General features: G+C 46.1%; 24 protein-coding genes. 13 read left to right on the top strand and 11 right to left on the bottom strand.

Annotation, left to right across the window (positions count from 1 at the left end; genetic code table 11):
* Window positions 1-150: 150 nt before the first annotated feature.
* The 6 genes from ABF463_RS02725 to ABF463_RS02700 all read left to right on the top strand — a co-directional run bounded on the left by ABF463_RS02725 (window position 151) and on the right by ABF463_RS02700 (window position 4,923).
* On the top strand, window positions 151-561 hold the full coding sequence (locus tag ABF463_RS02725; RefSeq protein WP_415532010.1) for a TIGR04086 family membrane protein: 411 nt from the start codon (window positions 151-153) through the stop codon (window positions 559-561).
* Between the two features lie 117 nt (window positions 562-678).
* Complete coding sequence (gene scfA / locus ABF463_RS02720) at window positions 679-819, top strand: six-cysteine ranthipeptide SCIFF (RefSeq protein WP_415532009.1); 141 nt, start codon at window positions 679-681, stop codon at window positions 817-819.
* A 108-nt stretch (window positions 820-927) separates the two neighbouring features.
* Window positions 928-2,283 carry a thioether cross-link-forming SCIFF peptide maturase gene (scfB, locus tag ABF463_RS02715; RefSeq protein WP_415532008.1) on the top strand — a complete coding sequence of 452 codons (1,356 nt, stop codon included), beginning with the start codon at window positions 928-930 and terminating at the stop codon, window positions 2,281-2,283.
* Window positions 2,284-2,459: 176 nt separating this feature from the next.
* Complete coding sequence (gene proC / locus ABF463_RS02710) at window positions 2,460-3,260, top strand: pyrroline-5-carboxylate reductase (protein ID WP_415532007.1); 801 nt, start codon at window positions 2,460-2,462, stop codon at window positions 3,258-3,260.
* An 87-nt stretch (window positions 3,261-3,347) separates the two neighbouring features.
* A complete protein-coding gene (locus ABF463_RS02705) occupies window positions 3,348-3,986 on the top strand; it encodes a stage II sporulation protein M (protein WP_415532006.1) in 639 nt (212 codons plus the stop codon).
* 16 nt (window positions 3,987-4,002) lie between these two features.
* Window positions 4,003-4,923: a site-specific tyrosine recombinase gene (locus ABF463_RS02700; RefSeq protein ID WP_415532005.1), complete on the top strand. Its 921-nt coding sequence runs from the start codon at window positions 4,003-4,005 to the stop codon at window positions 4,921-4,923.
* Between the two features lie 106 nt (window positions 4,924-5,029).
* Here ABF463_RS02700 and ABF463_RS02695 read toward each other — a convergent pair whose 3' ends face one another.
* Window positions 5,030-6,025 (bottom strand): tyrosine recombinase XerC, encoded by a 996-nt coding sequence (locus ABF463_RS02695; protein WP_415532004.1) that lies wholly within the window; start codon window positions 6,023-6,025, stop codon window positions 5,030-5,032.
* A gap of 39 nt (window positions 6,026-6,064) precedes the next feature.
* Here ABF463_RS02695 and ABF463_RS02690 point away from each other — a divergent pair, with 39 nt between their 5' ends.
* Window positions 6,065-6,619 carry a methylated-DNA--[protein]-cysteine S-methyltransferase gene (locus ABF463_RS02690; protein WP_415532003.1) on the top strand — a complete coding sequence of 185 codons (555 nt, stop codon included), beginning with the start codon at window positions 6,065-6,067 and terminating at the stop codon, window positions 6,617-6,619.
* Here the strand turns inward: ABF463_RS02690 and ABF463_RS02685 are convergent.
* Window positions 6,563-7,267, bottom strand: coding sequence for a L,D-transpeptidase family protein (locus tag ABF463_RS02685; protein WP_415532002.1), 705 nt, complete (start codon window positions 7,265-7,267; stop codon window positions 6,563-6,565). The genes ABF463_RS02690 and ABF463_RS02685 overlap by 57 nt on opposite strands.
* Before the next feature lie 140 nt (window positions 7,268-7,407).
* Between ABF463_RS02685 and ABF463_RS02680 the strand changes: the two genes are divergently transcribed.
* The 6 genes from ABF463_RS02680 to ABF463_RS02655 all read left to right on the top strand — a co-directional run bounded on the left by ABF463_RS02680 (window position 7,408) and on the right by ABF463_RS02655 (window position 14,325).
* Window positions 7,408-8,184, top strand: a complete 777-nt coding sequence (locus ABF463_RS02680) for an N-acetylmuramoyl-L-alanine amidase (RefSeq protein ID WP_415532001.1) — start codon at window positions 7,408-7,410, stop codon at window positions 8,182-8,184.
* A 35-nt stretch (window positions 8,185-8,219) separates the two neighbouring features.
* On the top strand, window positions 8,220-9,605 hold the full coding sequence (gene radA, locus ABF463_RS02675) for a DNA repair protein RadA (protein ID WP_415532000.1): 1,386 nt from the start codon (window positions 8,220-8,222) through the stop codon (window positions 9,603-9,605).
* Window positions 9,606-10,065: 460 nt separating this feature from the next.
* Entirely contained in the window at window positions 10,066-11,280 is a 1,215-nt protein-coding gene (locus tag ABF463_RS02670) for an efflux RND transporter periplasmic adaptor subunit (protein ID WP_415531999.1), read from the top strand.
* A complete protein-coding gene (locus tag ABF463_RS02665; RefSeq protein ID WP_415531998.1) occupies window positions 11,273-12,472 on the top strand; it encodes an ABC transporter permease in 1,200 nt (399 codons plus the stop codon). Before ABF463_RS02670 ends, ABF463_RS02665 begins: the two co-directional genes overlap by 8 nt.
* Before the next feature lie 89 nt (window positions 12,473-12,561).
* Window positions 12,562-12,840, top strand: a complete 279-nt coding sequence (locus ABF463_RS02660) for a hypothetical protein (RefSeq protein ID WP_415531997.1) — start codon at window positions 12,562-12,564, stop codon at window positions 12,838-12,840.
* 978 nt (window positions 12,841-13,818) lie between these two features.
* Complete coding sequence (locus ABF463_RS02655) at window positions 13,819-14,325, top strand: GNAT family N-acetyltransferase (RefSeq protein WP_415531996.1); 507 nt, start codon at window positions 13,819-13,821, stop codon at window positions 14,323-14,325.
* A 115-nt stretch (window positions 14,326-14,440) separates the two neighbouring features.
* On the opposite strand, the gene ABF463_RS02650 is transcribed toward ABF463_RS02655, so the two are convergent.
* From ABF463_RS02650 to ABF463_RS02610, 9 genes are all read right to left on the bottom strand, one after another.
* Window positions 14,441-14,653, bottom strand: coding sequence for a hypothetical protein (locus ABF463_RS02650; RefSeq protein ID WP_415531995.1), 213 nt, complete (start codon window positions 14,651-14,653; stop codon window positions 14,441-14,443).
* A 72-nt stretch (window positions 14,654-14,725) separates the two neighbouring features.
* Window positions 14,726-15,349, bottom strand: a complete 624-nt coding sequence (locus ABF463_RS02645) for a metalloprotease (protein WP_415531994.1) — start codon at window positions 15,347-15,349, stop codon at window positions 14,726-14,728.
* 78 nt (window positions 15,350-15,427) lie between these two features.
* A complete protein-coding gene (locus tag ABF463_RS02640) occupies window positions 15,428-16,348 on the bottom strand; it encodes a M23 family metallopeptidase (RefSeq protein WP_415531993.1) in 921 nt (306 codons plus the stop codon).
* A 107-nt stretch (window positions 16,349-16,455) separates the two neighbouring features.
* Window positions 16,456-17,766 carry a hypothetical protein gene (locus ABF463_RS02635; RefSeq protein ID WP_415531992.1) on the bottom strand — a complete coding sequence of 437 codons (1,311 nt, stop codon included), beginning with the start codon at window positions 17,764-17,766 and terminating at the stop codon, window positions 16,456-16,458.
* A 45-nt stretch (window positions 17,767-17,811) separates the two neighbouring features.
* The gene (gene ybaK / locus ABF463_RS02630; RefSeq protein WP_415531991.1) at window positions 17,812-18,288 is read right to left on the bottom strand and encodes a Cys-tRNA(Pro) deacylase; all 477 of its coding nucleotides are present in this window, start codon (window positions 18,286-18,288) and stop codon (window positions 17,812-17,814) included.
* A 176-nt stretch (window positions 18,289-18,464) separates the two neighbouring features.
* Window positions 18,465-19,664: a redoxin domain-containing protein gene (locus ABF463_RS02625; RefSeq protein ID WP_415531990.1), complete on the bottom strand. Its 1,200-nt coding sequence runs from the start codon at window positions 19,662-19,664 to the stop codon at window positions 18,465-18,467.
* 248 nt (window positions 19,665-19,912) lie between these two features.
* Window positions 19,913-21,673, bottom strand: coding sequence for an ABC transporter ATP-binding protein (locus ABF463_RS02620; RefSeq protein WP_415531989.1), 1,761 nt, complete (start codon window positions 21,671-21,673; stop codon window positions 19,913-19,915).
* 67 nt (window positions 21,674-21,740) lie between these two features.
* The gene (locus ABF463_RS02615; protein ID WP_415531988.1) at window positions 21,741-21,956 is read right to left on the bottom strand and encodes a DUF3006 domain-containing protein; all 216 of its coding nucleotides are present in this window, start codon (window positions 21,954-21,956) and stop codon (window positions 21,741-21,743) included.
* A partial coding sequence (locus ABF463_RS02610) for a ComEC/Rec2 family competence protein (RefSeq protein ID WP_415531987.1) occupies window positions 21,953-22,532 on the bottom strand: 580 nt, incomplete at its 5' end. The genes ABF463_RS02615 and ABF463_RS02610, both read right to left, overlap by 4 nt.

Below are 22,532 nucleotides of genomic sequence, written 5' to 3'. Positions count from 1 at the left end.
TTTTGCGGTATAGGCGATTCATTTTACGCATACCCTTTGGTAAATAACCTTTCCATGTTCGACTTTGCATGTCACTGCCATTCCACAAGTGGCCTCGTAAATGCGATGGTAAAGCCGAACAGGTGGAATCCGAAAGCTGAGGGGATTGCCATGAAAAATGTCGCTCAGGCGCAAACAGGATTGCGGGATGCAGTACTTTCGGTACTGATTGGAATGCTTGGCGGTGTACTGTTCAGCATTTTATTGCTTGTTGTCTTTTCCATTTTGATGGTTCTGCGGGATATGCCGGCGGGTGTGGTGCAGCCATTTGCTTTTATAGCAATCGCAGGTGGAGGCTTTGGCGGAGGGTTGTTTGCTGGCCGCCTTTTTGGTCGAAAAGGATTGATGCTTGGCGCTGCGACAGGCCTTTTTTACCTGTTATTGTTGTTTATCAGTGGAGCGTTTCTAGGGCAGGCAGCACTCGACGGTATGATGCTTGCAAAACTGCCGGTCTCTGTATTGGCAGGTATCATTGGCGGTATTGTGGGAGTTAATACACGACATCGCCGCGGTCGTTCCTGAGCAATGCAAGATGAATTGCTTTGGGCGTTATGTTGAAATACTATGCATTCTGTGATATGCTTCTTTATACGAATGCATTCTGTGAAAAACCAATTTTTAAAAACACGGGGGAAAACTATGAAACACATTAAAACATTAAATGAACGGAAATTGCAGAACACAGCGAAAAATGGCGGCTGCGGCGAATGCCAGGCATCCTGCCAGTCGGCTTGCAAAACTTCTTGCACAGTTGCCAACCAGTCCTGTGAGCAGAAATAAATCTTTCTAAGCGCTTATTTTGATTCAGGGACGTTTTTTCGTCCCTGAATTTTTGTCATGTTTAATATTAACGGCTTTGTCCCCGTTATTTAACGCAGAGGGGTCTACATGATACATACTTATACATTAAACGGCCATCGCATGGTGGTAGATGTGAACAGCGGTTCGGTTTGTGAACTGGATGAAATCAGTCATGCACTTTTGCGTTTTGCGGGAGAGGATATGTCTGCAAATCTGCCGGAACAGGCAAAAACCGCTTTTCACAGCTATGGACAGGAAGCGCTGCAAGAAGCATGGGCAGAACTGTTTGCGCTCAAAGAGGACGGCAGACTTTTTTCTCCGGATATCTACGGCTCTTATCAAAACGCTGGCGATTTGGCGCCGGTCAAATCCATGTGCCTGAATGTAGCGCATGACTGCAACCTGCGCTGTTCGTATTGTTTTGCGTCTACCGGTGATTTCGGCGGCGGGCGTAAGTTAATGCCGTTTTCTGTTGGGAAGAAGGCAATTGATTTTCTGCTGGAACATGCGGGAAACCGGCGAAATTTGGAGCTTGATTTTTTCGGCGGCGAACCGATGATGAATTTTGAGGTTGTAAAAGCCGTTGTCGCTTATGGACGAGAAGAAGAAAAAAAAGTTGACAAGCATATACGCTTTACAACCACTACAAATGCGCTTCTGTTGGATGATGAGAAGATTGATTTCATCAACCGTGAAATGCACAATGTCGTACTGTCAATTGATGGACGTCAATCTGTTCATGACCGGATGCGGAAGCGGGCAGACGGCAGCGGCAGTTACCAGACCATCCTGGCGAATATCAAGCGTCTGGTGGAAAAACGCGGACACCGTGGTTATTATGTGCGCGGTACATTCACAAGAGAAAATCTTGACTTTTCCAAAGATGTGCTGGCCTTGGTGGATGAAGGATTTAAAGAAGTCTCAGTAGAGCCGGTTATCCTGCCGGAAGATCATCCACTTGCTTTACGGCAAGAAGACTTGCCGCGCATTTTTGAAGAATATGACCGCCTGGCCAAAGAAATCATTCAGCGCACACAAGAAGGACGCGGGTTTAACTTTTTCCACTTTATGATTGATATGGAGCATGGCCCGTGCGCCATCAAGCTGTTGCGTGGGTGTGGATGCGGAAACGAATATGTGGCGGTCACACCGGAGGGGAATCTATACCCTTGTCATCAATTTGTAGGTGACCCTGCGTTCGTGATGGGAAATGTGAATGACGGGCAGTTTGATCAAGAGATGAAAACGCGCTTTTCAAAGGCAAATATCTTTACGAAAAAAGGGTGCGCAGATTGTTGGGCAAAATTCTATTGCAGCGGCGGGTGCAATGCAAACAACAGTGCCTATGCGGGTGACATCCTGACACCATTGCAGATTTCTTGTGCACTTGAGCGAAAACGTGTGGAGTGTGCACTCATGATAAAGGCCGCATTAGCTGATTGAAATAATCACCAAATATGTTTTGTATCCCTCAAAATAGCGGCGGCATTTTTGGGCAATAGGACTAAAATGTCGAAAGTGCAAACTGGGTTCTTGCATCTTGAAAGAAAAAGGTATATGATTGTCGATACCACATTATAAAAAGAATTCCTTGACATAGGGGCTGGGGGGAAACACGCATGACAGAGCACATCGGATTTGTTGGCGCCGGCAATATGGCCAGCGCTATTGTGAATGGGTTGCTGGGACGTAACGTTTGTCCCGCCGCGCAGATAGCGGTATATGATCATCATCATGCACATTACGGACGCTTTGAAGATCAAGGTGTACACGGTGTTGAAACAGTTCAGCAACTTGTTGAATTTGCGGATATCATCTTTTTGTCTGTAAAACCGCAGAATTACGACGAAGTATTACAAAACATCAAGCCATTTGCGGATGGAAAGATTATCGTGAGTATCGCGGCCGGTATTTCTTCGGCATTTATCAAAAAACGGCTGGGCGAATCTGCTAAAATCGTGCTTGCGATGCCCAACACACCGTTGCTTTTGGGCGAAGGCGCTACAGCGCTTTGCCAGTGCGCGCCACTTACGGATGCAGAATATGCCATAGTTAAGGCTATTTTTGCTGCTGGCGGGGTTGTGCAGGATCTGCCGGAAGAACAGATGACAGCTGTCATTTCGGTGAGCGGCAGCAGCCCCGCATATGTCTACCTGTTTGCTAAGGCTGTGATAGAGGAAGCCGTGGAGCAGGGGATTGAAGCTGCTGTCGCCAAAGCATTGATTTGCCAGACATTAATCGGCTCTGCTAAAATGCTTACGGATTCCGGCAAGGAACCCGAGGAACTGATTCAAATGGTATCTTCCAAAGGCGGCACGACAATTGCGGCGCTCAATGCACTCTACGCACATGGATTTGAGCAGGCAATTCAGGATGGGATGCGGCATTGTACAAAGCGCGCTGAGGAACTTGGAAAATAATCAAAAAGGAAACCCATGGCAAGCATAGCCCCCTTTTTATCTGCATACATTGAACTGTGCAAATAAAAGGTAAAGGGGGTCAAGCCCTTGACAAGAAAAAGGATGGGGCATCCAACAAGGAAACCTGTGAACACAGGGAATGGCAAATTGTTTTTTCCTTATTTTGGACTGGCTGTATTGATCTTGGTGGGTGTAATGGTTGGCGCGCTGTTGGCGGCCGGCCGGACAACAGCGGAGACATCCGGATTGCAGTTGCTTTCCCAGGAATTGTTATCCAAATCGGCGGCTTCCAGAGGTTTCTTCGACCTGTTTGTTTCTTCATTTTTTACAACGGCGGTTTTATTGTGTGCGGCTTTCCTGTTTGGGTTGTGGGCGGTAGGCGCCGTAGGTATTGTGTTGGTGGCATTGTTCAAGGGTGCTGGAATTGGGCTTTCCATGGGATATATTTATATTCACTATGGTGTATCCGGTTTTTTGATTTGTGCACTTTTTATTCTGCCATGGGCATTGATCACTTCGTTTGCAGTTGTCGTAGCTTGCCGCGAGGGACTTTCATTTTCATTATATCTAATACGTGCGATTTCACCCGCAGAAAATGCACATCTTTGGCAGATTTTTCACCTATATGCCTTACGGTTCGTCGTCTGTTTTGGATTGGCTGCTTTGGCCGCGTTGATTGAAGCGGGATCAACCATAGCGTTTTCGGCGCTTTTTTTCAGCGCATGAAAGAGGAAAGAAAAGTATGGACAACTACCTGGATGGTTATTCAGTTTATCTACGTACCCAAAAATCCGTTTCGGAAAGTACGTTTCAGTCTTATCAGAGAGATCTAAAACAATTTGTACTGTATTTGCAACAGTTGGAGATCTTCGATATCGCTGCCGTCACCGTAGATGAACTGGAAATCTATCTGGATATGTTACGGAAAAAAGGACGATCCGGTGCAACGCTTTCGCGCTTCGCCGCTTCGATTCGCGGCTTTTTTCAATATCTGTATCTGCGCGGAGTAATCGAAGCCAATCCCGCAGCATCGTTGCATGTGCAGCGAGAGAAGCATTGTCTGCCGGATATTTTAAGCAGCGAAGAAGTCGATCTCCTGTTTGCACAGCCAGTTTGTGACGATTTCAAAGGGTACCGTGACAAAGCCATGTTGGAGCTTCTGTATGCGACAGGCATTCGGGTATCCGAATTGATTGCATTGGATACCAGCGACATCAATTTGGATATCCGTGTGCTTTTTTGCCGCAGTCCGGAAAAAAATCGTTCTGTTCCAATCTATAAAGAAGCAGCGGACTCTGTCACGAGTTATCTAAAAGAAGCGCGTTCGGCGCTTCGCGATATTCGCGGCGAAAAAGCATTGTTTGTCAATGCCAGTGGAAAACGGCTCTCCAGACAAGGATTCTGGAAGATCGTTAAAAGTTATGCCCAGCAGGCCGGCATTGAGAAACGTATCACACCACATACGCTTCGTCATTCATTTGCCGCGCATTTGCTGGAAAACGGAGCTGATCTCAAATCTATTCAAGAGATGCTGGGGCATTCTGATATATCTTCCACGCAGATTTATGAGCAAATTGTGGGTAATCGATGCAGATCAATCTATAACAAATGCCATCCAAAAGCAGCAGCTTTTGACCATGCTTGGAAAAAACAAGCGTTTTAACCAGTGATTCAGAAATACATGATAGATACTCATCCTGAAATTCTACCTAAGGAAGAAGCAGTAAAGCCCATCTTTTCAGATAACGTCAAAAAGAAAAGAAACCACTTTATGTGGTTTCTTTTCTTAATGAACGTTTTTGTTTGGAAAAGTGTGCCAATGGCGAGTGGTCTGCAGCGTCCTGCAATTGCTTGTCCGATAGGTGTGTGTAAATTTCAGTGGTATTTAAATTCTCGTGTCCTAATATTTCCTGTAAAACACGGACATCAACGCCGCCATGTTGATAAAGCAGAGTGGCGGCAGTGTGCCGCAACTTGTGTGTGGAAAGGCCTCTATTGCCCAGCCCTGCGCGTTCCAAGTTTTTATGTACGATCCATTGCACAGTTTTAGGGCTGATTCTCTGCAAGCGCTTGCTGAGGAATAATGCATCCCGGTCTTTCACACTGTCACACGGACGCTGTTTGAGATATGTTTCTAGTGCCTGCAGACAGGCTTCATTGAGATAAATTGTGCGTTGTTTGTTTCCTTTTCCGGTCACCGTCATGGTGCTGCTGCGTATATCGGAAAGATTCAAGCCCACCAATTCAGAAAGGCGCATCCCGCAGTTTAAAAACAAAGTCATAATACAATAGTCCCGTGTAGCAAATTCACCGCCAATATCATTTAAAAACTCCATGCTTTCCTCTAGTGTGAGGTATTTAGGCAAGGATTTTTTCGGTTTGGGCGCCTCAAGGTTACGTGTTGGATTTTCATGCAAAACGCCGGTTCGTTCACAAAGGTAGTTATAAAACGAACGTAAGCTGGACACCTTGCGTGACCGGGTAGCGGCTCCGTTTTTTCGCTCGTTTGTGATATAATATAAGTATTCGTAGATATCTGCCAACGTAATCGACGCCAAAAACGAGAGGTCCACATCGTCGATTGCGATCTCAGCAAATGGCATTTCTTTCGGTACAAGACTGCGCATCTGTTTGATAAACCGGAAAAATGTGCGCAGGTCGTTTGCGTATTCCCGAACAGTGTTGGGGGATTTTCCTTTGATTGTTTCCATATACACTAGAAAATCCTTGACCGATTTGGGCAAGGCCAGTATTTTTTCATCCATGTGCAGTGCCGCCTTCCGAGATTGAGATGAAAGGGAAAAATGATGACATTATATTGTGCATCTATGGATTCGCCGATTGGCAAACTCACATGTATTTGCGATGATGTCTCTATTATACGACTTCTGTGGGCAGCTGACAATGAAAACGAAGCGTTCAAAGAGCTTTCGCGCGTTTGGGAGGATGTGCAGATAACCGATGCAAACGAAACGGCTGCCATTGTTTGCAGGGAATTACAGGCATATTTTGACGGTCATTTAAAGCAATTTTCAGTACACCCGGCATTTGTTTCGGGGTCGGTATTTGCGCGGAAAATCTGGGCGGAAGTTGCCAATATTCCCTATGGGAAAACCATATCCTACCAGAAACTAGCTGAAAATGCCCATCTGTCCGGTTCCCGCGCCGCGGGTAACGCAGTGGGAAGAAATCCGATCCCTATTTTGGTGCCCTGTCATCGTGTTTTACGAAAAAATGGAGAACTCGGCGGATTCGGCGGCGGAATACCGATTAAACAGCAGCTGCTGCGCTTGGAAGGCGTTTTATTCGATGAGATAGAACCCCAGCGCTTTGTAAAAAGGTGCAGTGATACGGTCTGACTGCTGTAGCCCCTGATCACGCTCAAAGTGCAGCACCGCCTGATGGAATCCCCATGAGTCGTAACGCCCATTGCAGCTTCCAGTAAAATACCCCAGATCCCGCAGACGCTTCTGTACAGCGAACACATCTTGACCGTACATGCCTGGTCCGATGGTACGGAAGCCAGTACCGAATGCACCGTATATCCCGTTGACAATTAGGACGGTCGTTCCATACGGTACCAATGTATAGAGGGCGCGGATGTCCTTATCATACATACGAAAGCAGCCGTGTGAGGAGGACTGCCCGACGGAATCCTGACGGGTTGTGCCGTGAATACCGTAATTGCCCCAGGGACAATTCAGGCCGAGGAAATAGCCGCCAAACCCTTCTCCCCAACGTGCTTTTCGATTGATCTGAAATGTTCCACTTGGAGATGGCGTATTTGTTTTGCCAGTTGCACAACTGTAGGAATGATAGAGTTTTCCGTTTTTAAACAACGAAAGCCTGTTTTCCTGCACTTGAATTAAAATTATATACGGGTTTGGGGATTTGGTCGGCATACGTTGGCCATTTGCCCGGAGAGTGTGCTGAAAAATAGAAATTACGTTTGCCATCAACAACAAAGACAGGATGGCAATCAGCAGATTTTCCAGTTTTTTTTTCACGGTGTTCATCTCCAGGCAGATCACATTGCAGTCTTATCTACTTTATGACGGCGATGAAGATTTTAAACCCAAAAAGACATTTGCCCAATGCACATAAATGTCCTTTTTCCCGCATACTTTTTTGCGGGGGTGGTTCACCGATGCGTCCGCTGAACTGGATTTTGCCGCTGATTGCTGGGGTCACGCTCTGTTTGGTGGCCGCGAGTACGCTTCGATCCATCCAAAATCAGGATTTGGCGCCCGCTTCAACCACGGTACCATATGAAAAAACAGTTATCATTGACCCGGGACACGGTGGACCGGATGGGGGAGCCGTTGGCGTGGAGGGTAACAACGAGAAGGACATTAATCTGTCAATCTCTTTAAAATTGCGCAGCTTTTTTACCGCGGGCGGCTATCAGGTCATCATGACCCGGCAAGACGACCGCTCTATACATAGCAGCGGCAGCGATACGCTCCGTGAACAAAAAGTTTCGGATATCCACAACCGGTTGAAAATTGCGGATCAGCATCCCAAGGCGCTCTTTTTAAGTATCCATCAAAATTTATTTACGGAATCGAAATATAGTGGCACGCAGGTATTCTACTCCACCAACAACCCTGACGCTAAAGTGTTGGCACAGTTTCTTCAGACGGATATTCACACCTTGCTTCAACCGCAAAACGACAGGGTCATTAAACCTGCGGGCAGCAACCTGTATATTCTATACCACGCGCATTCACCAGCGGTATTGGTAGAATGCGGTTTTGTCTCTAACCCTGCTGAAAATGCAAAATTGCAGGACGATACCTATCAAAACCAGATGGCTTTTTCCATTTACTATGGTACTGTGCATTTTTACGCGGAACAAAGGAAGTCTGCGGCGTCTACACCGAGTCCGTCCGCGCCAGACGTCAGCGCACAATCTGTAAAATAGTCCAAAACATAGAAGGAAGTAAAAGGGGATACAACATGGCAAAGGCAAGGACACAATACGTTTGCAGCAATTGCGGGCATGTAGAATCCAAATGGGTGGGGCGCTGTCCAGCCTGTAATGAATGGAATACTTTGGAGGAGATGGCTGCTACGGCGGATCGTGCATCCACACGCACGTCTGCTCCGATGAGCCGCTCAATGGCTTCCGCTTCGCGTTTGTCGCAGGTGGAAACCAGCAACAGTGATCGTTTAGTGACGCGGATACAGGAATTCAACCGCGTAATGGGCGGCGGCTTGATACGGGATTCTCTCACGGTCCTTTCATCCCCTCCAGGATGCGGCAAAAGTTCTCTTGCACTGATGATCGCACAAGACCTTGCACAACAAGGATATAAAGCGCTGTATGCGTCTGGGGAAGAGAGCGCCTCCCAGATCAAGCACCGCGCAGACCGTATATTGGCAGGTATCAGCGATAATCTTTGGATTCTTTCCGACACCAGCATGAACAATGTCCTGCGCCATATTGATGCTATTGATGCGGACTTTATTGTGACCGACAGCATTCAAACGTTTGTGATGGACGGGCTGGATTCTCGTCCCGGTTCTCCCACACAGACCATGCAGTGTGCAAGCGAACTGCTCTACACCGCAAAAAACCCGGCTCGACCGCGTGCCGTTGTTATGATTGGGCAAATGACAAAAGAAAATGAACTGGCCGGGCTGCGCGCGCTGGAACACATGGTAGACACAGTCCTATTGATGGATAGCAATACTGGTGAGGAGATCCGATCGTTGTACTGTTCCAAAAATCGGTTTGGCAGTACAGGGGAGATGGGGTTTTTCTCTATGACGGAATCTGGACTGGTATCTATAGACAATCCATCCGCTTATTTTATGACTAAACGAGAAGAAGGGGAGAGTATCTCCGGGAGTGCGCTTACCGTGGTGCGCGAGGGGTCGCGTCCCATCATTGTGGAAATTGAGAGCCTGGTTTCCCGCTCGTTCACACCCTATCCCACACGTATTGGTGAAAGTCTGAAACGGGACCAGCTAAACACCTTAGTCTCTATTTTGGAACAGCGGGCGGAAATCACCTTGTTTGATAAAAACGTGATCTTAAAAACAACCGGTGGTCTTCGCCTTTCGGAGAACGCCGTCAGCCTGTGTGTTATCATGAGTATCGTTTCCTCGGTATTCCATAAAGGCATTCCGGGCGATACGTTATTTATCGCGGATGTGGGACTAACTGGCGAATTAAAGAAGGTACCTTCTTTGGAATCTCGTGTAAAAGAAGCCGATCGTATGGGTTTTCGTCGTGTCTTTGTTGCAAAAGACGCAGCCTTGCATACACAGGAACAACTTGCGATACAAGTGAACCGTTGCAAAACTGTTAAACAGGTGATTACAGCAGTATTCTCCTAAGCAGATCGTATTTATTGCTTTGCGGCATTGGGCGGCGCGCTGTGTCTCTCGGATTGCTGATAATATAAGCAATCACTTTTTACTTCGTTAGCGGCATTGGTCATGCGCCCGGCCTTTTCAAGATTGCAATATCCATCTTTTTGAAATTTGCAGTCATTTGTGCATTGTATCAGGCTCATAAAAAAATCCTTCCGCTTCCCTTGTAAAAATTGATTTTAATTATTTAATGATAGGTGACCGCATGTTATTACACGAGCGGCCGCCTTTTTCCTTTGGTTTTGTGATTTTACTTAGTATTTTCAAAAAGGAGCAGCCTATTCTGGAATCAGGCCGAAAAATATATGCCCCTGTTTTCTAAAAATGGATAAATTCCCTCTCTGCTGCCAAACTATAAACAATGAATAGTGATACGGAAAGATTATTTTTATGGACATGCAGAGAGATTGGGGCCGGTATCGGAATGAAAAAATGGATTATGCTGCTGACTTTGACCACCGCGATCATCGTATGGATCTCAATTTGGCCCACTGCTTCTGTCCTGGCATGGAACAGTGAAAAAGTGATCGTTGTACAAGTGCATACTGGTGAATATGATACACAGGTACAGTGTTCAGGGACGATTCAGCCCGCAGCGGAGCAGGCTGTCAGTTTTGGATTGCCTGTAAAACCAACAGCGATTCATGTTGCGGTGGGCGACACTGTACATGCTGGACAGGTGTTAATGGATATCGACCGTAATCAGTCAATTGCGGCGATCGCTTCCACACAGGGCAATGCAAACAACGATGGTTCCAGCATATCCGACGCATCAGGCAGTGACAGTGGGTCCAACTCCAGCGAGGAAACCCAACGTATTCAGCAGGCCATTAACGATTGGGTGCCTGGTGCGGCCGGGACACCAACTGTTTCTGGAAGCATGGGCGCACTTATGCAGCAATATGCACAGTATGCCGGAACGAGCGAAACATCCAAGATACAATCTGCGCTTTCTTCACAGCTAGCACAGGGTGCAAGTAATTCCGCCAATTCTTCGAGTGCGGAAAGCGTTTTAGAGCAACAAATTCCGAATCAGATTATTGCGCCGATTTCCGGCGTGGTGACACAGATGAACGCCAGTGTGGGAAGTTTTTCGGCAGCCACGGATAGTTTGGTGGTAATCAGTGATCTAAGTGCTTTAAGCTTGCGTGCACAGGTCAATCAATCGGATATCACACAGGTACGTGATGGACAAAATGTACAGATCACAACATCGGGTTCCAACACTGATACAGACAATCATTACACGGGAACTGTTACACAGATCTTTCCGAAAGCCCACAGTGTTTCCGGCACAAGCGGAACTCAAAATGTAGTAGACGTACTCATCCGTATCACCAAACAGGATAAATATTTGTTGCCGGACATGAATGCTCAGGCAGCCATTATTACTAACGTAAATCCCCAAACAATTTCGGTTCCTTATGAAGCTGTTCAGCAGGATGATGCTGGACAGGAATATCTTTTTGTATTGAGGGACAATTGTGTTTATCGTCAAAACATCAGAACCGGGAATGAATTTTCTTCAACCGTCCAAGTACTATCTGGTTTGCAAAGCAATGATAAGGTTGTATTTTCTCCAAGCTCTTCCTTAAAATCAGGGATGCCTGTTCGAGTGGAAGGAATACGCCATGTGTGATTTTATAATTGATTTATTATTGAATGCGGTGCGCAATCTTGGACGCAAAAAACTACGAACCGGAATGATGGTTTTAGGTATCGCAATTGGCGTATCATCTGTCATTCTAATTGCATCTATTGGTGAGAGCGGGCAGAACGCAATCACCTCACAACTGAACAACATTGGGATGAACGGACTAAATATCCAGTCTGCCAATCCTGCTTTAAGTCAGTCAACATTAACGGATAGCGACCTCCATAAAAGCAGGCAAGTCAAAGGCGTAAAAAACGCAATGCCTATCATCATGCAGATGGGCGGTGCACAGCTTAGAAACCTGCAAAAGCAGGTATTGATATGGGGAATTGGGGAACAAGCACGCCAGATGCAGACAGTCCATCTCTTACATGGAACTATGTTGACAAATGCCGATATTCAAAACAATGCCAATGTTTGCTTGGTAGAGGATGCATATGCTCGTGCCGCCTATAAACGCAGTAATATTGTTGGCAAAACCATCACCATATTTGTCAACAATACAAGCACGCCGTTGACCATTAAAGGAGTCGTTGCAAATGGCAGCGGTATGTTTTATAATTTAGTCGGCAGCTATATCCCTGGCTTTGTATATGTACCATATACAACCGCGGAGGTTCTCCGAGGAGCGGACGGCTATGACCAGATTGCCGTGCAAACCAATTCCAACACAAATAACGACGCAATAGGTAATCGCATCATTTCCGCGCTTTCTACCGATAATTCCGGCAATACGTATGTGGCTATGAATATGTTTAAGCAGCGGCAGCAGCTTTTAAGCGTGCTGGGTATTATTACTTTGATTATTTCAGCGGTTGGTGGCATTTCTTTGATCGTAGCCGGTCTGGGGATTATGACAGTCATGACAGTGTCTGTCAGTGAGCGCACCAAGGAAATTGGAATTAAAAAGGCAATTGGAGCGCCAAGGGGAGCTATTTTATTAGAGTTTTTATTTGAGGCTCTGGGCATTTCCATGTTGGGGGGGGCTGCAGGTCTTGCCGCAGGATTGTCATTGGCATATATCGCTATGCTGATCATGCATATCCCGTTTGCATGGACAATTCAATCTGTTTTAATCAGTACGCAACTGTCTATCGCAATAGGGGTAATATTTGGCGTATATCCGGCGATGAAAGCTGCACGTTTAAATCCAGTGGAAGCATTGCGGTGCGAGTAGGGGAAAAAACAGACATGCAAGTAGGAAGGTAAAAAATGAAATACTATTATACAAAATAAAAATTTTGTATAATTGAGGGGATTCAAAAAATGAAAAATGAATTCACGGTAATGTTTATGGACGAAGCAAATTATAACTTTGGATTCATAGAATCCGGTAACATTGTAGACGCTGACACGAATGAAATTATAGCCACATATCAAATTGGCGCAAAAATCACAGACAACACGCTATTTTTCTCAACGGCAGACAAAGCCAAGCACTATATACAAAATCGAATTGCCGAGCATCCAGGCACAAGCAAAATGCAATTTATGGTAATCCAAATTCACAGTATGCCACAATTCATCAAACCACGCCAAGCCTAAAAATCAACATTCAAAGTTCCACAATTTCAAAAAAAGTGATAAAACGCCGCTAGATAGACAGGCGGCGTTTAGGACGCAAGGGGCGGAAACCCCACCGAGACGGGACCCCCGAACCCCGTCTGCGGCAGGGCCCCTCCGGCCGATGCATGGCGTAGCATAACAACGACTGCCAAGCTAACGGCAATTCACACAAAGCAACAGCCACTAAGGGGGGCGTACCGCCCCTTGTGGCATCGTCAAGGGCGCTACGCGCCGCCAAAGGCGGTTGACGATGTCAACCCATTGACTACTTGCCCCAAGGGCGCGGTAAAAGGCAGACATGGGCGCTAAGCAGCGCCCCGGGCTGTTCAGCCCCTCCAAAAACCAAAGCAAGGAGGAAAGAACCAGCCACATGGGGAAAGGGCGAATAACAGGAAGCAACAGGGGCAGACGCATAAGCCTAAAGCAAGACGAGTTTTGGCTTATAGAAATAGCGTGCAAATACATACAAGGCGATCTAAGACAACTCATGACCGGCAACGCAAATAACGACATCGGAACGACAGCGACCTACTACATACGCTTATATCGCGATTTACTGGTAAAAATAGTGAATTTGCCACCAGAAACCAAGCGCAAAAGAACCGGATAGCATTTCATTTCCGCACCGAATTATCGCATTGCTAACGCAATTCCCATACACCAGCCGTGCCAGACCTGCCGGTAAAACGTCAAATTTGCATTGCTTCGTGCGCGTCCCAATACTGCATTTTCCTGTCTTTCCGGCAGGTCTGGCACGGTCTGATTTTGTGAAGTCCTGTCGAACTTAACGACAAACTCATTGCAAAAATGAATGCGTCCGGTTATTATACTAACAGGATAGGAGGAAATAAACGACCAAACCAGCGATGCAGATAAGAAGCAAAATGCCAGACTTCCCTACTCGAAAAACCGCCGAATAAAAAGTAAAAATTTTGTATAATTTAGGGGATACAAAATATGAATCTATCTGAAAAAAGGATTACATTCCGAACAGTCGCTGAACGAGATGTTTCTGCATTATTACAAATCTATCTATATTACATACGTAATTCCACGGCAACATTTCAAATAGCAGACATTGATGTTGAGCAAATGCGCCAGCTGGTGATCAACGAGAATCCCAAGTACCATAGTTTCTCTATATTTGTAGACGGCACGCTTTGCGGCTATGTAGCATATCATCCATATCGAGAACGTGAAGCTTTTTCGCAAACTGCGGAAGTTAGCATTTATTTAAAACAAAGCCTTGGTGGACAAGGAGTTGGTACCCAAGCAATACAGATGTTAGAACCATTTGCTAAAAATGCTGGTATCCATGTATTAGTGGCATTGATTTGCCATGAAAACACAGGCAGCATTCGGGTATTTAAAAAATGCGGTTACCAACAACAGGCATATTTAAAAGAGGTGGGGTACAAATTTAACCGATATTTGAATATGGTAGTTCTGCAAAAGAAACTATAGGCTTAAATTTTACAAAATTCTGCGCCACGCTGTAATCCATATGAAATAAAAAATGCCCTAAATTGCCGAAGCGACAATTGGGCAAATAAATCAAAACATGTTTAAACATATCGTTTCAATAATCGCTGTATCTGTTTTCTTTATTTATGAGTTCACGGACGATATTGGTTATTTGGGCAGGGTTTTGCTGATCGTCTGCAGCTTTCATAATCAAACGAATCACCACATTGATTAATTGATCGTTATTTAACTGATTCAAATCCCGCACACCAATGATTTCTTCGCATTCTGATTCAGCATAGTTTTTTAAAGTTTCCTTTGACAGCATGAAAGTCATCCCCTTTCAAAACAAATTGTACACGAGTGCATAGAAAAACGCAATAGATTTACACAAATCCAGTCATTTAGCAGCTCTTCTTTGTACATTTTTTATATTACTGCCATGCCAAACCAGCGAAATCATCAAGTAAACAGCGGCCGCTAACAACGTGATATTGTGCGCATGAATCAGCAACCAAAATCCATAAGATCCTACTGGCAATAGAACCAGTACCGAACATATATAAAGGATATGTTCCGCCGTCTGGGGTGTGGCGTGCGCGCAAATCAGTGCTTCTAATGCACGCCCTCCATCCAAGCTTCCAACTGGCAGTACATTAAACATAGCCAAAACAAGGCTCATTGAAAAAACAGCTTGCGCGGGGCCTATCCATATTCCAGTCCTCCAAAAGATAGCCATTACCATACAAAGCAAAAGATTGGCTAGTATACCCGCCAGTGCCAGCAAGACCTCTTGCTCATAAGAAAGGCGGTCTCTTTCGTCTGCGTGGATGTCTACTCCAAATAAGTGAAATGCGATTTCTTTGATATGTATCTGAAAAATGAATAGTACTAAGAGATGCCCCATCTCATGAATGGCGGCGCAAAACAAAGCCAATGCCGTTAATCCGGTAGAGTCCAGCGCCAGCAAGCAAGTAATCAGTACTAAAAAGTACACGCTAAATGTTATTCGGCAGGCTTTCAATCCACGTCCCACCTCTATTCTTGTAAAAAAGCAGCTTTTCCGCCATTTACACAGAAAAGCTGTAGTGATGCATATCAGTTAGATCTGCACCCCAAGTGCACGTGCGGGATTAACACAGACATGATCGACATGAATCTCAAAATGCAAATGATAACCTGTGGACATTCCGGTCGTGCCAACCTTTGCAATCGTATCCCCTATTTTAACAGGTGTCCCCTGCCCTACAAGCAACTGATCGCAATGCCCGTAAAAAGTTTCAATGCCGCCGCCATGATCAAGCAACAAAAAGTTTCCATAGTCTACAGACTGTCCTGCCTGTTCAACTACGCCAGGCAAAGCCGCTACGATTGGTGTATCTTTAGGTGAGGCAATATCCATACCTGTATGGAAACTCGTTTTGTGTGTGACTGGGTTTATGCGAAACCCAAACTTGGATGTGATGCGTCCCTGTACAGGCCAAATCGGTTGAGCCGACAATAGATATGGCCCCAAGCTGACGGAGGATGGTGGTATCAGTACGCCATTTATAGTTTGCGCAACCAAATCCGCCCCCCCCTCCCCTTCTTTGGAGGTGGTGGCAACACTTGTTTTTTCAGAACCTGCGGATGAAGCCGAACTTGAGGTAGAAGTTGTTTTTGCTGTTTTAGATGATGTGTTGAATACACCTTTTACGTCAGGCATTCCAATTTGTATGCGTTTCATCGCTTGGGAAACCCGGACTGCCAATTCTTTTTGATTAAGCTTACTGCTCAGCGCATTGCTCAATGCCTGTCGCACAGTTTTGTCCACAGGGCTTTTAGTGATGTGCAGTGCAAAAACCACCAGTAAAGACAGAAGACAAACGATGACCTGTACTGCCATCACATGAGGCACAGGTTCTTTCTTTGTTGGTTGACCTCGACGCCTGTTGCCCCGCATGGTTTCGCGGGTATATGTATGCGAATAATCCCGTGCATATGCACGACGTTCAGTACGCTCGCCATTTTCTTCGTCCATCATGCCGTTCCCCTCCCGTCAAATTATATGCCAACAGAGGAACAGATAGTCCATGCGATTTTGGATGATATATGGTCAAATAAGCGTACCATTACTTGATGCACAATGGATTATGTCTCAGCAGGCAGTTCTCGGACAAGCAACGCGAGAAAATATTTACACGTTGCCCAATCATCCCGTGTTCCTGCCAGATTACAGCTGAAGGTTAAAGAATCCTCATAAACAGTTGCACACAAAGAAATATCAGGCTGGTTGTAGATCGGGCCGGTAATATACACATCATTGATATCTACTTCACCAAACGCCAAACGGGAACCATCGATCTTCCCAATGTAGTTAAATAAATAGTGCGGCAGTTTTGCAGACAACAGATGCTCCTGCGCGCGTTTAGAAGAAAACGGGAAAAAACCAAGTGCCTTTGCATTTTCTATTACAGCGGACAGCTTTTCCAACCTGCTGAAACGTTCGCGTACCATTGTAAGCGTCTTGTTAAAATCACTGGGTAATTTTGCGGGTGCAACAAACAAATTTGGCAATGACAGACCACAAATCACATGATCAGATCCCCAAGACAAAAAACGTCGCAGATCTTTTTGACAGGCAATCAGAAAAGGGCCTTTTGATCTATCCCGCAGCATTGCATAGATAGCGCGGATATACGCAGTCAATAGAACCTCTTCTATCCGTACATGGCGGTACACTGCATAGCGCGCCAAAGTTTGATATCGGCTTACCGGCAAAGTATGGGTCACAATAAAAGGAACGTCCCCTTTTCCGCTTAGCGGAAAAACAGCTTGCACAGGTGGAATCTCCAGCGGCACTTGCTGATGCACCTGTGCTTTTAACCGTGCAACCAGAGGCAGCGTATGCAAAACACGCTGAATATATAATTTCTCTGGTTGAGGAGATTGAAAAGTCGGGGAATGTAGATCGGTGTAAATTTGGCTAAGCAAATAGAGGTATTCTTTTAGACCAGCCTCATCACAAATCATTCGGTTAACAACGATGCATAGTGTATCGCGTGCTTGCCCACGCACCAGTTTAAATCGAATCTGCGGGCCACGAAAACTATCGGTGCAGACGGGTAAGAACGCCACTACCTCATCATCTGTGCAGTTGGTCGTAACAGTACTGAATATCTCATCGATATTCGCTATATGTACCTGCCAATATGGCTGCTTGTCATCGGGGATATATCGGCTGTGTAATTGTGGAAGCGCGTCCAACGACCGTAATATTGCCCGTTTTATGCGTTCCAGATTCAGACTGCCTCTAAAAAACACGGCGCAACGTACTTGACCATCATGTCTTTTTTGTACAGCATATTGTGCATACTGCGCAATATCCCATGGCTGTGCGTAGAGATGTGGCTGCCGTATCTTGTTAGTAGACTGCCCTGAGTTGTGATGAAGTAGCCGCATTTATATCCTGCCCTTATTGGTTGATTTATGAATAGTGATGCCACATCAATTTTTTCGAATGAGAGTGGCAAATTGTCCATGAACGATTTGTTCCAGCGCTTCTGGCGCAAGAATCACCTGTATGCCGCGGTGTCCCCCACTGATGCCGATACGGTCATATTTTTTGGCACTTTCATCTATATAGACCGGATACGGCTTTTTCATGCCGATTGGAGAGCAGCCTCCCCGCAAATACCCGGTCAGAACCGGAAGCTCTTTTACATGAATCAGTTCCACCCGTTTTTGCCCGGATGCCGCTGCGGCGGCTTTTAAATCCAGTTCCGCCGCCACAGGAATGCAATACACGAACAAGGTTTTGGTGTCCGCACGCGCTACCAGCGTCTTAAAACATTGCTCCAACGTAATAACAGTCACCTGCGCGGCAGCGTGCACACCGCTTAAATCATTTTCATCATATTCATATGTCGCGGTTTCATATGGAATATGCGCGCGATCCAACATGCGCATAACATTTGTTTTCATACCACATTGCTTCTTATAACATAGTAGGGTGGTTCTGCCTCAAAACACACCTAAAGGTGGGGACGAATGTAAAACCTACCAGTTTTCATTATAACACGCACCCGTCTGTTTGCGCAAGAAAAAGCAGGGTCCAAAACACATAGGAGTGCTCTGCCCTGCTTCCTTTTTATCCAGACTTATTGTTTATACGGGAAATCACGCATCATGAAATACTCGCCGCTGCTTGAACCGTCACTGTCTTCAGCATCTTCTTTATCTAACAGGTCGCCAAGCAGCCGCCGATTCTGATCGGCAATGCTGGAACCGGATGTTTTGCGGAGACCGGACGTATTACCATGTTGACGAACAGCCGCCTTTGCCTTAGCTGTTGGTTGGGGTTTTGCATCCGGCTTTGCCTGGGGCGGCATATGTACAAAGGAAGAAATGGGTGCAACAGTGTCAGATGCGGCTGGATAAGTCGGCTGCTCCGGTGCGGAGACTTGTGGCTGCGCTTCAGCCAAGGCATCCCATACAGATTGAGAAACCGGGCGTAAAGGCTGCTGATGGGAACTTGCTACTGGTGCAGCCGCCGGCTTGTTAGTTTCCTGTTCGGGTTTAGAGTTGGACGAATCGATTGGTGCAGGCTGATTAGTGTTATCATACGCAGGCTGGGTCTGCGCGTTTGACCTAACCTGCGGCTCGGACTGTGCTGCTTGTGCCCAATCAGAATCTGTTTTTTCCGCTGTCTGCATCGGCAAAACAGCACTGCCTTTAGGTTGTTGGATATCGCGGCGCTCTGTGGGTTGTTGCGTTGTTTCCAAACCGGTGTATGGTACGGAAGGAGTTTCATTCTCAGTTGTCGGCTTCCAGTTTGCCGGCACAGAAACACCGCTGTCTTCCACTGCCTGCAAAGCAAGCAATAACCGAAAAATTTCGGCGGTACTACGTCCGATGCCGCGCGGATACAGCAGAACCACGCGGATTGTGGCCTGCGGATCTATGATAAAAACACCGCGTACCGGACGAGCTGCACCTTGCGGCAACACACCATACCGTTTTGCAATTACACCGCCATCGTCAGCCACAAGCGGGATGCCGGCAAACGCTGCCGCTCCGCCCGGGGCGCTTTTCTCCAATTCCTTCATCCATGCGGCGTGTGCCTCGCTGGAATCGGGTGAAAATGATAACAGTGCACAGTTTTTTTCGGAAAACTTCTGTTGCATACTGGCCAATGCTTGAAATTCACTTGCACAGACCGGGTTGAATGCGCCCGGATGGCTGAGTAAAATAATCCATTTTCCTTTGAAATCTCTTGGGAAACGGATGATTCCTCGTGTGGATTGTGCTTGAAATTCCGGTGCTTTCTCACCGATTTGTGGCATGGTCATAGTATCCATTGCATATCCTCCTGACATAATGGCAATGTGCTAAACGGCTTGCACGATACATCACTAAGCCACCATTATGATGGCAGCTAGTAATATCGTCTTGAATGATTCCGGCAAAAAAATGACTATCTTGTTTGCCCGCACTGTTTCAGTCTATGCACCAGAAAACAATTTGAGCGCATGATTTGATAAAAAAGCAGGCACATTCACATATTTTATGTAAATGTGCCTGCTTTTAGATGACAAGTACTATTCCTTTACAGTAAAAAGCCGTCTACCGGATCCAGTCCCTCAAATTGCATGTGGTAGTAACGGGCATAGATTCCTTTATTCTTCAGGAGTTCTTGATGATTGCCTCGTTCCATGATACCCTCGTCAGTAATGACGATAATTTCATCTGCGTTTTTGATGGTACTCAAGCGGTGGGCAATTACAATTGTGGTACGATTCTGCGAAAGTTTCTCCAAAGACTGCTGAATGTGCCGTTCGCTCTCATTGTCAAGCGCGGATGTCGCTTCATCCAGGATAAGGACTGGTGGATTTTTCAAAAAGACCCTCGCAATTGAAATCCGTTGTTTCTGCCCGCCAGAGAGACGTACACCGCGCTCGCCTACATAGGTATCATATCCATCCGGCAGGGACAGGATGAATTCATGGATATTGGCATTTTGAGCAGCTTCTTCGATTTCCGCATCAGTAGCGTCAGGATCGCCATATGCAATATTCTCCTTGATAGAGCCCGCAAATAAATACACATCCTGTTGTACCACACCAATAGCATTTCGCAAAGAAGGAAGCGTAACATCGCGGATATCGGTGCCATCAATGGTGATACTCCCCTGACTGACCTCATAAAAACGCGGAAGCAATGAACACAAGGTTGTTTTACCCCCTCCGGACGGTCCAACCAGCGCAATGGTACGTCCCGCCGGAATATGGATATTGATATCCTCCAGCACGTTGCCCTCTTTTGCGGCATAAGCAAAGGAAACATGGTTATAGTCAATTTCTCCAGTTACCTGTTCCAGTGGTTTTGCCGTGGGTTTTTCAACAATCTCGGGCTGGGTCTCCACAACGCCAAGAAACCGCTTGAAGCCCGCATATCCTTTTTGGAACTGCTCTGTGAAATTGATGAGCAGCTCCATGGGATTAACGTAAATATTGATATACAGGGCATAGATGGCAAGATCGGAAATGCGGAGTGTGTGTCGCGCGATAAAGAAACCTCCCGCCACCAATACGACAACATACAGCATTCCCTCAAAAAAGATATTGCCTGCAAAATATCGCCCCATAGCGGTATAACTATCGACTTTGGAAAGAAAAAAGTGGTGGTTACTCTTATCAAATTTTCGCTTTTCCACATCCTCATTTGCAAAGGATTTGACCACGCGAATACCAGATAAACTGTCCTGAACCTGCGAATTGATGCCGGAAATCTTTACACGGTTATCGTAAAACACAGCGCGCATTTTTCGGTTCTGATGAAAAGAAAAAAGCACCATCAACAAACTGACACCCATCAAAATGAACGTCATTGGCACATTGATGGTAAGCAGTATGATAAATGCACCCAACATTTTTAGTGCCGAAATGAACAGGTTCTCGGGACCGTGGTGTGCAAGCTCCGAAATGTCGAACAAATCGGAAACCAGCTTGGAAATCATATCGCCCGTGTTGTTTTTATCATAATAGGAAAATGAAAGACGCTGTAAATGATAGAACAGGTCGCGGCGCATATCGCTTTCCATACGGGCGCCCATGATATGTCCCCATGAAGTGATGTAATATTGACAGAAATACCGCAGGACATACATACCGACCAACGCCAGGCAGACAACGCCGATGGCCTGCATAATCTGGTTTGGGCTTTTGATGAACACGGTGTGTGCTAAATAACTTAAAATTAAAGGAAATGCCAGGTCAACCAATGAAGCCAACACCGCGCAGAGCAGATCGGTATAGAACAGTTTCCGATAGGGTTTATAATAGGATAAAAACTTTTTTAAAATGTGCATCGATGCCTCATCCTCTTTCTCTCTTTTTCATTCTTTATTGTCTTTCAAGTTGTTTTATAAAAATGCATTAGTTAAACAAATCGTTCATTTGTTCGGCAATCGCTTCCGCGCGTCTTTTTGTAGCGGCGGCATCCACAGAAAAGATGCCGTTTGTTTCTGTAAGCACATCGCCCTGTTTGGCACCCATAGGCAGACAGCTTTTGAGTACATCACGCATTTTGCCGCCGCTGCCTTCCAGTACGGCAAACGTGCCTTCGAACCGGTCAATGATATATTGCTTCATGCTGCATTCTCCGTTTTGACCGTCATATTTTCGCCATCAGTCTGCATCACGATCGTTCCCTGTTCATCCGTGCGATAAAGCTGTACGCCTGCCGCACGCAGCCGGTCAAGAACCGGCAGATTCGGCAAACCGTATTTGTTGTCTTTCCCAACGCTGATAATGCCGTAACGCGGTGAGACAGCTTGCAGAAAGGACGGGGATGTCGCCGTTTTACTGCCGTGGTGTCCAACTTTCAGCACATCTGCACTTAAATCTTCCCCTGTTGCAAGCATATCTGTCTCGGAAGCAATTGGTGCGTCGCCGGTAAATAGAAATGATCGGTTCTTAAATTGCAGTTTCAACACAATAGACATGTCATTTGTGTCACTGTATTCTTTCACTGGCCCTTTGATGGTGAAGGACGCTCCGCCCAGCGTATACCGGTCGTTGGCCTTGGCACGCAGCACTTTTACCTTTCGGTTTTTGATTGCGGTGACAAGCCGTTGAAAAGTTTGTGTGTTGGCGGTCGCGTCGGTCATAATGGCATTTTGCACCGACAGTTTCTGCACCACATTAACCAACCCACCTGTATGATCC

This window comes from Ethanoligenens sp. (assembly GCF_047718355.1).
GTDB lineage: Bacteria > Bacillota > Clostridia > Oscillospirales > Ethanoligenentaceae > Ethanoligenens.
The sequence above is the reverse complement of the archived record's forward strand: the minus strand, read 5'-3'. Positions and strand labels throughout refer to the sequence as shown.